Below are 11,230 nucleotides of genomic sequence, written 5' to 3'. Positions count from 1 at the left end.
GCAGGTATCGGCGCTCCAAGATCTCTTGAGGCATTCTCTAACCAGATTCCGGTAATTTCTTCTCCGCCTCCAGTGACCACCCCTCGTTCATCGCGAGCAGTCTTCCGGAAAACCAAATACAACGGCTCAATCCCGCTGTCCGCCGGAAAGCTCACGATCAGCTCAACCTGATCCTCAAAGGGCTGCTGGTAGCCGGGTGGCGAATGTTCCTGGCCATCCTCCTGGATGGGTGTCACCAGAATGCTGTAGGGATCAATACCGGAATCCGCCGGGTATTCGGTGCTCACTACCGGGCGGTGGCCGCTGTCATCCGGGTACCACACGAGGGTGAAGTCGTCATCAACCACCACTTCAAAATTCTCGCCCTTGAGCTCTGCGTGAGCAACCGGAACCCGGTCTTTGTATCCGGTGCTGTCGTTGACGTGATAGCCGGCCACCCGGAGGTTTCCGGTGGCATCCACGTGCAGATGAAAACGCACCCGAATGGCCGCCTCAGCCATCTCAAGCAGTTCTTCCTCGGTGTACAGGGTGCTGTCGCCCAATTTGGATGGCCAGAGTGCCAACAGCACTGCACTGCCGGCGGTGCTGAGTACTCCGGCACCAATGCGCGCGGCCATGGCCCAGCCTTTTGCCAGTCTCATTGCCGAACCAGAGATCAGGCCCAGCGGCCGCAAGCCGTTTGCCCCAGGGCTGGTGACCGTGGCGGGGGCAAGCATCGCAAGGGTGCCGAAATTGCTGGCCTTTTCCTCGCCCTCATTACTGTCGGTATCCCCGGAGGGCCGGGTGCAAGACTTGGCGAATACCTTGGGCCCCAGGGGCGGAAGCCCAAAGTTTTCCGAGATCACCACCGGCGGGGGTAGAGGCTCAGGTGGTGGCTCAATCACCGGGGGTTCCGGCGTGTAGTCGAGCTTGGGCGGTGGTGGCAGGCTATCGGAATGAGCGTAGGCGGTGCCTCTGGAAGGAAACGCTTGCCGGTCACCGAAGCGTTTTTCGAAGGCCGTGACGGCATTCTCTGCAATGGCTGCAGAGGTGCTTTCAGTGGGAACAATGCGCCCGGATACCAGACTGAAAACGGGAACCGCCGGGATCTCTTTCAGCAACACCAGTTCGCCACTGGCAAGCTGGTCTCGTAATCGGGCAGGGGTAAAACTGGAGCTCGAAAGGTAGCTGGCCAATTCCCTATCGGAGTATTGGTCCCAGCCACCCTCGATCATCAACGCTTCGTGAAGCGCAAGCGAGTGCGGGTCTGCTATTCTGGTCACGTCCGTGTTTCCACAAAGTATTAATCGGCACAATCCATGCCTGTAGTGTGGACAAATGTACCGGAAAGCTGGCGCCTATCCAAGATCAAACCAGAAAAAGCCGCAGAGCCCGGCCCACCCAGGCTCGGACTCTGCCATTTCTCCGACCCTAGCCAACCAACGCCGGCTCGCCACCCTGCTCCATCACCTCCGTAGCTTCACACACATACTGCTCGGCATCAAAACGCTTGGTCTGCTGCCGGAACTGCCAGGTGAAGCCCGGCCACAGGGTGGTGTTCTTGCCGTTCTCGTTCACGTACCAGCTCTTGCAGCCGGTCTGCCACACGGAATCGCCGAGTTTGGCGTGAATCGAGGCGTTGTATTGGCTGAAGGCATCTTCCTTCACTTCCACCGTCTTCCAGCCCCGGTGCTGCATTTTCTTCAGGGCATCCAGCACGTACTGCACCTGGGATTCGATCATGTACACCATGGAGCTGTGCCCAAGGCCGGTGTTCGGGCCCATCAGCATGAAGAAGTTGGGGAAGCCGGCCACGGTGGTGCCCTTGTAGGCTTCCGCGCCTTCGCGCCAGGCATCGAGCAGGTCCTGGCCGCCGCGGCCGTAGATCATGCCCCGGGGAATAGGTTCCTGGGCCTTGAAGCCGGTGCCGTATACGATGCAGTCCACCTGGCGCTCGGTGCCGTTGGTATCCACGATGGTATTGCCCTTCACCTCACGGATGCCATCGGTGAGCACGTCCACATGATCTTGATCCAGCGCCGGATAGTAGTTGTTGGAGATCAGCACCCGCTTGCAGCCGAAGTGGAAATCCGGCGTCACTTTTTTACGCAGTTCCTTGTCCTTGATCTGACTGCGAATATGACGACGCGCCTGCAGCTCACCGATTTTCAGGATGCGCGGGTTGCCAACAAAGCCCAGCACCCGGGCTTCCAGCATCCAGTAGATACTCTGGCGAAACGCATTCAGGGTTTGCGGCACCTTTTTGAACATCATTCGCTCCAGCGGGCGGATTTCACGGTCCGGCTTGGGCATGATCCACGGTGGTGTGCGCTGGTAGAGGTCCAGGTGGGCCGCATCCTTGGCGATCTCCGGCACAAACTGGATGGCCGAGGCACCGGTGCCGATCACCGCCACTCGCTTACCGCGGAAGTCGTAATCGTGGTCCCAGTTCTGGGAGTGGAAGCTGGTACCGGTGAAGGTATCCATGCCCTTGATATCCGGATAGGCGGGCGTGCTCAGGCCGCCCATGCCGGACACCAGAACCTCGGCGTGCAGCTTGCGGAACCTGGGCAGGGTTTTGTCGCTGCGATCCAGGACATCTCCGGGCTTCAGGTTGTTGGCTTCCATGTAGGCCCAAAGTTTGGGACTGTCGCAGGTTTCGATGGTCCAGGCGCCGGTTCTTTCATTCCAACGGGCACCGGCCACGTGGGTGTTGAGCTGGATGTGTTCAATCAGGCCGTACTTCTCCGCGCAGTGTCGCAGGTAGGCTTTGATTTCCGGCTGGGGCGCGAACATGCGTGTCCAGTTGGGGTTCTGTTCGAATGAGAAGGAGTACAGCGCAGATTGCACGTCACATGCGCAACCGGGGTAGTGGTTTTCGTGCCAGGTGCCGCCGATGTCGTCGCTCTGTTCGAGGATGACGAAGTTGTTGAAGCCGGCTTCTTTGAGTTTGATGGCCATGCCGAGGCCGGAGAAGCCGGTGCCGATGATGGCGATCTGTGCGGTTTGTGTCATTGCTGCACTCCTGTGTGGCCTGTTTGGCCTTGCCTGTTGTTGTCTAGATGGTCATCATTGACCGGTAGACACATGTATACCGCCATGGGTAGACACTTGTATACTCTGGTTCGGGTGTTTGGCCCTTGGTGACAGGTTGTTGGCCTGTGTGGCCTTTAGTTGGGTGCTCGGTTCGCCGCTTGCTTAGGTAGGTGGGATCGGCTGGCCTTCGGCTTATGGTGTTTGGTTGATTTGGGGATGGCTTTCCAAAACACGCTCCTTCGGCACATCCATGTGACGCTTGGGCTCCGCCATCCATGGCTCCGCACAGTTTTGGAAGCCCACCCCCAAACCAACCGTTAAACTATTGTGATAGCCGTCTCTCAAATTGAACTTTTGGGAAGGAATCCATATGCCAATGTTCGAGAGTCCGCTCTGGTGGAGCTTTCGAAAATGCTTGGAGCCATGGATGGCGGAAAGCAAGCGTACAGGGACGTATTTACAGCGGTTTTCGAAAGCTCCACCAGAGTGGACTAACTCCAGAAACGGAAGCGGGCACCGAACCAGCCTAACTCCCAAAGAACGAGGAACAAATGCAAACACTGGCCGGCGGAAAACTGAAACTGGTGCAGGCCGCATTGCGGTTGATTACCGAAACACGGAGCCTGACGTCGTTGGGGCTGCGGGAGCTGGCCCGCGAGGCGGGGTTGAATCCGAATACCTTTTACCGGCACTTCAAGAGTCTGGACGAGTTCGGGCTGCAGGTACTGGGGTATATCGCAGAGGACATGAAAACCGGCGTGCGACAACTGCGGCAGATGGCGGATTCATCCGAGCAGGCGTCACACGACACCGTCACCTTTGTGTATCACTACTTCCTCGCTAACCCCGCCGCCACCACCGTCGCCGTCCGCGAGCTGCACGGGCCCTCGCCGGTGTTGCGCAGAGCGCTGGAGGCGCAGTTGGATGCCAGTGCCCGAGAGATGGCGGAGGATATTCTGGAGCGGGGGTTGGTGCCGGGCGTGGGGGCCAATGTGGTGCATGAGATTTCCCACATGACCATCCGCTACATCCTGTTCCGGGCCATGGATTACATCGAGAAGCCCGAGCAGCGGGAAAACATTCAGCAGGAGACCGAACGGTTTATCAACCGGCAGTTCCGGGGGGCACTGATTGAAGAGCTGGACGTTGTGGATGTCCTGACGCTGAAAACGACACCGGGGCGAACCTGAAGCCCACCCCGGCACTGAACAGCCTTACTCGGTGGTGTTAAACACGTAGGATGACACCGTGCCATCGCTATTAAACCGCACCACCAGGTCCGTCGTTTCCGCATCCCCAAAGGCAGACCAGCGATACTTGCCGTAGGTCCAGGTGCGCTTGCCATCTTCCACCCCGGTACGCCAGGGTTCCCCGAACATGTCCTGAATGTCCGCCCGGGTGGTTTCACCAATGCGGATCTGGTCCACGTTATGGGTCGCAAAATCTCGGCCCACCGTCGCGCAGCCCACCAGGGTCGCCAACAGCAAGGCCATGCCAGCCAGTTTCAGATGTCGAGCCACTGCCATATCCAACTCCTTTTTCGATGGTTGAGTCATTACTGAACACAGCATAGCGGTTCTGTAAAACTGTGCGATTAACAACCGGATAACTTTCACCCACAGAAAAGCCGCGAGGCCTGAACAGGCGCCGCGGCAAGCAGGATCGAAGGGATAGATCGATCAGTAAAGCTTGGCCAGGGATTTCTTGGCGAAGGCTTCCACTTCACTCAGCCGGCCTTCTTTCACTTTCACCAGCCACTCCGGGTCTTGCAGCAAAGCACGACCTACCGCAATCAGCTCGAATTCGCCGTTGGTCATGCGCTCAACCAGCTCATCAATACCGGACTGCTCCACGGCTTCTTGCTTGCTGGCGAAGGTGCCGCTGATGAAGTCTTCGGTCAGGCCCACGCTGCCAACAGACATGGTCGGCTTGCCGGAAAGTTTCTGGGTCCAGCCGGCCAGGTTCAGGTTCGAGCCTTCGAATTCCGGCTCCCAGAAGCGGCGGGTGGAGGCGTGGAAAATGTCGACGCCGGCCTCAACCAGCGGCTTCAGGAAGCGTTCGAGCTCTTCCGGGCTGTTCACCAGTTTTGCTTCATACGCCTGCTGCTTCCACTGTGAGAACCGCAGCATGATCGGGTAATCCGGGCCCACGCGGTGGCGCACTTCTTCCACGATTTCCACCACAAAGCGCAGACGGTTTTCCAGGCTGCCGCCGTATTCATCGTCACGCTGGTTGGAGCCTTCCCACAGGAACTGGTCCAGCAGGTAGCCGTGGGCGCCGTGGATTTCCACGCCGTCAAAACCCAGCGCCTTGGCGTCCTGGGCGGCGTCGCCGAAGGCTTTGATCACGTCCTGGATGTCTTCCTTGGTCATGGCCTTGCCGTTGGGCTTGCCCGGGGCGAACAGGCCAGACGGGCTGTAACCGGGAACGGACGGGTCCGGCTCGGTGCCTTCTTTACGCACGGCACCCACGTGCCAAAGCTGCGGGAAAATGGCGCCGCCGGCTTCGTGCACGGCATCAACCACTTTCTTCCAACCGGCCAGGGCTTCGTCACCGTAGAAAGCCGGTACGTTCGGGTAGCCGTTGGCCGCCGCGTGGTTCACGATGGTGCCCTCGGTGATGATCAGGCCAACACCGGCTTCGGCGCGGCGGCGGTAGTAGTCCACCACGTTCTGGCCGGGTACGCCCTTGGGCGAGAAGTTACGGGTCATCGGAGCCATGGCTACGCGGTTACGCAGCTTGAGGTTGTGAAGTTCAAACGGCTCAAACATAGGACCAAGATTCATACTCATGTGATGTGCAACCTCATTAATTTGGTTTCGTTAAGCAACCCTATTAAATTCGGTTTCAAAATGCAACCCTATTCGGTACACTCCCTTACATGGCCAGAAAACGTTTTGATGACTCCAATTGCTCCGTCGCCCGCGCCCTGAATGAAGTCGGGGACTGGTGGTCCCTGCTGATTGTGCTGCACGCCATGTACGGTACCCGTCGGTTTGTGGATTTTCAGCAGCAGTTGGGCATTGCCAAGAACATTCTGTGCGACCGCCTGGCACGCCTGGTTGATAACGAAGTGCTTCGCAAAGTAGACGTGGGCGAGCACGGCTCCCGCTTTGAGTACCGCCTGACCGATAAAGGCCGGGATCTGTTCCCGGTGGTGGTGGCCCTGCGCCAGTGGGGCGACAAATGGAACCCGGCGCCTGACGGGCAGCCGCTGGACCTGCGCGATCGCGATACCGGTAAGCCGGTGCAACCGGTTACCGTGCGAAATGCCGAAGGCCAACCACTGTCAATCCGTGATGTGTTTGTTCCCGACAATGCTGAAAGCGACAGCAAAACGGCCTGACCATAAGGGCAAACCGCATTCTCCGGAAACACCTCGGTTTTTTTGAGCTGAATCAAGAGCCACACCAATCCAAATCCGCTGCCCGCCATTTCTTGCGCTAAATCAAGTTTCCCCGGCCCCGCTCCATTACATTGAGCCCATCGACTTTTAATGGATAAGGAGATGGCTATGTCTCGTGGTTTCAAATTGGGTGTTCTGGCAGCGGCTGTGATGGCAACTGCACCGGCGGTTCAGGCTTTCGAAGCAGGTGATTTCATTCTGCGTGCGGGTGTTGTGCATGTGGCGCCGGATGATTCCAGTGACTCTATCACTGTGGGTGGCGCGCCGCTGCTTTCCGGTGCGGATTCAAAAGTCACCGTCGATTCCAATACACAGCTGGGCCTGCGTGCCACCTATATGTTCACCAACAACCTCGGTGTCGGCCTGCTGGGTGCAACCCCATTCAAGCACAACATCAACGGTGGCGGCGATATTCCGAGTGACATCAAGCTGGGCGAAACCAAGCACCTGCCGCCAACTCTGACACTGCAGTACTTCCCGATGGCAAGCTCTTCAGCCTTCCAGCCGTTCGTGGGCGTGGGCGTCAACTACACCACTTTCTTTGAAGAGAAGACCACCGGAACTCTGGATAGCGTGGTTGCTGCAGAATACGGCATCCCCGGAGCCCGCACGTCACTGGACCTGGACGACAGTGTTGGCGTGGCCGTGGAAGTGGGTATGGACTACATGCTGAGTGAGAATTTTGGTCTTAACGCGGCAATCTGGTGGGCAGACATCAATACCGATGCCCGTGTGAAGGTTTACGATGCGAACGGTGACTTCGCCGCACAGACCGACAAGTTCGAAGTTGAAATCGACCCCATGGTCTACATGGTCGGTTTCACCTACAAGTTCTGATCCCACGTACCCCTGGCAGCCTTCTGGTCTGTGGGCTGCCAGCTGGTGCGTTCTCCTGTGCGGGGCTGTTTTGCAGCCCCGCTTTTTTATGTCTGGAGAACCGGGGTGATCAGGCGCTCTGGCGCTGAGCCGGGCGGCCACTTCTGCCCTGCCCCTGGCCACGGCCTTGGCCGTCGCCCTGACCACCACGGCCACGACCGCCGCTGCGACCGGCCGGTTTCGGGCCAAAGCTCTTGCCTGCGCCACCCTGAGGGCGACGATTACGAGCCTTGCTCGGGTCGGCCTTTGCTTTGGGCTTCAGCGGCAGGTTGTTCTTCGGTTCAAAGCCTTCGATTTCCTTGCGCGGCAGCTGCTTTTTGATCAACCGCTCAATGCCTGCCAGCATCTTGCCTTCATCGGCGCTCACCAGAGACAACGCATGGCCACTTTCGCCGGCGCGGCCAGTACGGCCGATGCGGTGCACGTAGTCTTCCGGCACATTCGGCAGTTCGAAGTTCACCACCTGGGGCAGCTGCTTGATATCCAGGCCACGGGCGGCGATATCGGTAGCAACCAGCACACGCACTTCGCCGGCCTTGAAATCCGCCAGCGCACGGGTGCGGGCACCCTGTGACTTGTTGCCGTGGATGGCAGCGGCGGTAATGCCGTCTTTTTCCAGCTTCTGGGTCAGGCGGTTGGCGCCGTGCTTGGTACGGGTGAATACCAGTACCTGCTCCCAGCCATTGTCACGCACCAGCTTGCTCAGCAGGGCGGTCTTCTGGCTCTGGTCGACCGGATAAACCGACTGAACAATGCTTTCAGCCGAGGTGTTACGGGCAGCCACTTCTACCTGCACCGGGTTATCCAGCAAGCCCTCAGCCAGACCACGAATCTCGTTGGAGAAGGTGGCGGAGAACAACAGGTTCTGGCGCTTGGCCGGCAACAGGGCAAGAATCTTGCGGATGTCGCGGATAAAGCCCATGTCGAGCATGCGGTCGGCTTCGTCCAGCACCAGGATTTCCACTTCGTTGAAGCGCACGGCGTTCTGCTGATAAAGATCCATCAGGCGGCCCGGTGTCGCCACCAGTACATCAACGCCTTTGCGCAGCTTCATCATCTGCGGATTGATTTTCACACCACCAAACACCACAGCGGCCTTGGTTGGAACGTATCTGCTGTAAAGGTTCACACTGTCGTGCACCTGTGCTGCCAGCTCCCGGGTGGGCGTCAGAATCAACGCACGGGGGCCTTTGCCATTGCGCGGGTTATCAGCCAGGCGCTGCAAAAGAGGCAGGGTAAAGCCGGCAGTTTTGCCGGTACCCGTCTGGGCCGCAGCCATCACGTCTCTACCAGACAACACGGCAGGAATCGCCTGAAGCTGAATGGGAGAAGGGGTGTCATAACCCTGATCGGAAGTGGCACGGACCAGCTGCTCGGACAAACCGAGGGAAGAAAAACTCATATAAAATATACTCTTGATTGATTCTGCCTCCACGAACACCGGATGCGGCGAATGCGGGCAGATGCCATGAACATTCATGGAATAAAAGACGACTACGGTCACGCGCCGAATTCGGGGTGACGTCCTCTGACAGGTCGTATGGATGGTTCGCAAAGCGGCTTTGGGCCAGAAACTGCGGAATCCCTAGAGGCAGGATGCAGGCACGGTAACAGAGGGCTGGAGAAATAGCTATAGGTGGTTTTGATTAGCAGGCTTTCATTTCCAGTCGAATAAATGGAACTCTGACCCGCCCTGCCGGTCACTAGACGCCGTACCTGTTCCAAACATCCTTTCATAACCCGGAGATACCATGCTCAGTGTTGGCGTTGGCCCTGTCAGTTTTTCTGTCGGGCATCTGCTTCTGGTCCTGGCTTTCATAGTTGCTCTGATCGTCGGGGGCATCACCGGCCGCAAACATGGAACACCCATCGCCGGCACATTGGCGGATATCTTCGTGGTCGCTATGCTCAGTGCCCGCATCGGGTTCGTGATTCGCTATTACGAGCACTACCAGGGCGACTGGCTGGGCATGATTGATATCCGGGACGGTGGCTTTGATATGGTCACAGGCCTGGTCGCCGCCCTCGTGTTTGCCGGCTTCCTGATGTGGCGCCGGGCCAGCAGCCGCCGGGCGCTGGGCACGGCCATGGCGGCCGGCCTGCTGACCTGGGGCCTGACTGGCGGCGCCATTCAGCTGATCAATCAGCAACTCAAAGGCCTGCCCGAAGTGGCCCTGACCGATCTCAACGAGCAACCGGTCGATTTGAGCGCCATCGCCAATGGCCAGCCCACGGTCGTGAACCTCTGGGCCACCTGGTGCCCGCCCTGTATCCGGGAAATGCCGGTGCTGGAGGAAGCCCAGAAGCGCTACCCCGGCATCAATTTCGTTTTCGCCAACCAGGGCGAGCACCCGGAAACCATCCAGCGATTCCTGTCTGAACAGAACCTGGATTTACACCATGTGCTGAGCGACCGGCAGGGCCAGTTCGGCCGGGTGACCGGCAGCCACGGCCTGCCGACCACCCTGTTCTATAACGCTGAAGGCAACCTGGTGGACAGCCACATGGGTGAACTGTCCCGTGCCAGCCTGGCTCGATCTCTGGAGCGTTTCGATCCGCAATTCCTGGTGGCATATGACGAAGCGGTCGGATACGCAGAATAAAGCCACGGATTGCGAAAACGGATCAGGCCAGCCAGACCGTCAGGCCAGCGGCAATAGCACTGGCGGCGGACAACGCGATTAACGACAACGCCAGGCTCCACCGCAAGGACGCATCCCGGGCGCGATAACCTGTCAGCCGCTCCATGATCAGGGCATTGGCCGCAAACGGGGTGCCGAACGCCGTGATACCCCAGCCGGTGACCATGGCAAAGCCCAACCCCAGCACGGCGCCAGGTGGCCACGCTGGCCCCAGGATACCGCCAATCAAGGTACCTGTGAGGATCGGGTTGGCACCGGCCAGTCCGGCCATAAAGAAACTCCAGGGCACCAGTGCCGCCAGTACCGGCCACGCCCAGCCCGGCAAGCCCATATCGCCGTTCACCTGCCCAAGCACCACCGCACTGATCACCGAACCAATAAAAGCGGAACCACCGACAATGGCCAGTTCATTACTGACATTGGCCATCGTGGGTGGGCGGGGCGTGTGGCCGCCAGCGAAGGATAGCCCCCAGCCGATGATGACCGCCGCCAGGCAGCTCAGGGTAACCGAACGAGCGTAACTGAATTCATAAACATGGCTGAACAGGAATACCCCGATACAGATGCCCAGGATAATCCCGCCAAACCGCAACCAGGCTGCAGCCCCGGCGGTGTCTGCGGCTGCACCCGTTTCAAGCTGCGGCTCCGGCTCGCGCCAGAGAAAACCCGCCAGAAGCACCAGCATGGCGAACGGCAGTGAAAGACCAATGAGCTGAGCACCGCCAAGGGTGGGCAGAAGCGTCAATGTCAGCGCTACGGAGATGGATAACGGAGACCAGATTGGTGATACACCAAAGCCTCGGAGCACCGCCCGGGTGCTGTTGCGGGTGGCCGCCGAATCGCCGGAACGGCGTATTCGCTCGGAGATCAGGCTGCCAACCACCGCCACGGAGCCGAAGTTGAGTGGTACCGACACCAGCGCCGTGCCGAACGCCAGGCTCGCATACCGGGTACCCGGCTTGCCACTGAACAGACTGCTGGAGATTCGCTGAAGATCCCGGGAACCGGCCAATACCGAAGACAGCAACATCACCGACAGAATCAGCCCGGCCAAACGGGTCATGTTCCCGGCCGCCCCTTCCACCAATCCGGGGTCACGGCCAAACGCAAAGGCCATCGCCAGTACCGCCACGGCGAAGACCCCTCGGGGTACCCGGCGCATATCCCGCCAGCCAAGACTGACCGCCATGCTTACGGCCACCGCGCCCAGAAATGCCATGCCCGGCAGGGTCGCCAGTACTGCAGCAATCAGGGCCACATAGGCCAGTACGGATCGGAGTGTGGACACAGC

The 11,230-nt window shown here is 59.1% G+C and carries 10 protein-coding genes; 4 read left to right on the top strand and 6 right to left on the bottom strand.

The annotated features are described in order from the left end of the window. Together C7H10_RS00635 and C7H10_RS00630 are read right to left on the bottom strand one after the other, a co-directional pair. Positions 1-1,262, bottom strand: a 1,262-nt coding sequence (locus tag C7H10_RS00635) for an S-type pyocin domain-containing protein (protein WP_146136783.1), incomplete at its 3' end; no start/stop codon positions are given. 148 nt (positions 1,263-1,410) lie between these two features. Further along, positions 1,411-2,994: a flavin-containing monooxygenase gene (locus C7H10_RS00630; RefSeq protein WP_106693259.1), complete on the bottom strand. Its 1,584-nt coding sequence runs from the start codon at positions 2,992-2,994 to the stop codon at positions 1,411-1,413. Positions 2,995-3,566: 572 nt separating this feature from the next. Between C7H10_RS00630 and C7H10_RS00625 the strand changes: the two genes are divergently transcribed. Further along, positions 3,567-4,205, top strand: coding sequence for a TetR family transcriptional regulator (locus C7H10_RS00625; protein ID WP_106693258.1), 639 nt, complete (start codon positions 3,567-3,569; stop codon positions 4,203-4,205). A gap of 24 nt (positions 4,206-4,229) precedes the next feature. Here C7H10_RS00625 and bamE read toward each other — a convergent pair whose 3' ends face one another. Further along, on the bottom strand, positions 4,230-4,541 hold the full coding sequence (bamE, locus tag C7H10_RS00620) for an outer membrane protein assembly factor BamE domain-containing protein (protein ID WP_052009733.1): 312 nt from the start codon (positions 4,539-4,541) through the stop codon (positions 4,230-4,232). A 153-nt stretch (positions 4,542-4,694) separates the two neighbouring features. After that, positions 4,695-5,807, bottom strand: coding sequence for an NADH:flavin oxidoreductase (locus C7H10_RS00615; protein WP_106693257.1), 1,113 nt, complete (start codon positions 5,805-5,807; stop codon positions 4,695-4,697). An 89-nt stretch (positions 5,808-5,896) separates the two neighbouring features. Here C7H10_RS00615 and C7H10_RS00610 point away from each other — a divergent pair, with 89 nt between their 5' ends. Both C7H10_RS00610 and C7H10_RS00605 read left to right on the top strand, forming a co-directional pair. Further along, positions 5,897-6,361, top strand: coding sequence for a winged helix-turn-helix transcriptional regulator (locus C7H10_RS00610; protein ID WP_061332016.1), 465 nt, complete (start codon positions 5,897-5,899; stop codon positions 6,359-6,361). 168 nt (positions 6,362-6,529) lie between these two features. Continuing rightward, a complete protein-coding gene (locus C7H10_RS00605; RefSeq protein ID WP_106693256.1) occupies positions 6,530-7,258 on the top strand; it encodes an OmpW/AlkL family protein in 729 nt (242 codons plus the stop codon). A gap of 109 nt (positions 7,259-7,367) precedes the next feature. Here C7H10_RS00605 and C7H10_RS00600 read toward each other — a convergent pair whose 3' ends face one another. Next, positions 7,368-8,699 carry a DEAD/DEAH box helicase gene (locus C7H10_RS00600; protein WP_106693255.1) on the bottom strand — a complete coding sequence of 444 codons (1,332 nt, stop codon included), beginning with the start codon at positions 8,697-8,699 and terminating at the stop codon, positions 7,368-7,370. A 349-nt stretch (positions 8,700-9,048) separates the two neighbouring features. Here C7H10_RS00600 and C7H10_RS00595 point away from each other — a divergent pair, with 349 nt between their 5' ends. Continuing rightward, the gene (locus C7H10_RS00595; RefSeq protein ID WP_106693254.1) at positions 9,049-9,900 is read left to right on the top strand and encodes a TlpA disulfide reductase family protein; all 852 of its coding nucleotides are present in this window, start codon (positions 9,049-9,051) and stop codon (positions 9,898-9,900) included. Between the two features lie 22 nt (positions 9,901-9,922). On the opposite strand, the gene C7H10_RS00590 is transcribed toward C7H10_RS00595, so the two are convergent. Beyond that, positions 9,923-11,227, bottom strand: a complete 1,305-nt coding sequence (locus tag C7H10_RS00590) for a hypothetical protein (protein ID WP_106693253.1) — start codon at positions 11,225-11,227, stop codon at positions 9,923-9,925. Positions 11,228-11,230 lie beyond the last annotated feature (3 nt).

It is taken from the genome of Marinobacter shengliensis (assembly GCF_003007715.1).
Taxonomy (GTDB): Bacteria; Pseudomonadota; Gammaproteobacteria; order Pseudomonadales; family Oleiphilaceae; genus Marinobacter; species Marinobacter shengliensis.
This window is presented reverse-complemented; position numbering and strand designations above follow the sequence as displayed.

Excerpts from the sequence above, each read along its gene's own strand:
- C7H10_RS00610 (WP_061332016.1), top strand. The coding sequence starts at position 5,897 with ATGGCCAGAAAACGTTTTGATGACTCCAATTGCTCCGTCGCCCGCGCC.
- C7H10_RS00625 (WP_106693258.1), top strand. The coding sequence starts at position 3,567 with ATGCAAACACTGGCCGGCGGAAAACTGAAACTGGTGCAGGCCGCATTG.
- C7H10_RS00615 (WP_106693257.1), bottom strand. The coding sequence starts at position 5,807 with ATGAGTATGAATCTTGGTCCTATGTTTGAGCCGTTTGAACTTCACAAC.
- C7H10_RS00595 (WP_106693254.1), top strand. The coding sequence starts at position 9,049 with ATGCTCAGTGTTGGCGTTGGCCCTGTCAGTTTTTCTGTCGGGCATCTG.
- C7H10_RS00600 (WP_106693255.1), bottom strand. The coding sequence starts at position 8,699 with ATGAGTTTTTCTTCCCTCGGTTTGTCCGAGCAGCTGGTCCGTGCCACT.
- bamE (WP_052009733.1), bottom strand. The coding sequence starts at position 4,541 with ATGGCAGTGGCTCGACATCTGAAACTGGCTGGCATGGCCTTGCTGTTG.
- C7H10_RS00605 (WP_106693256.1), top strand. The coding sequence starts at position 6,530 with ATGTCTCGTGGTTTCAAATTGGGTGTTCTGGCAGCGGCTGTGATGGCA.
- C7H10_RS00630 (WP_106693259.1), bottom strand. The coding sequence starts at position 2,994 with ATGACACAAACCGCACAGATCGCCATCATCGGCACCGGCTTCTCCGGC.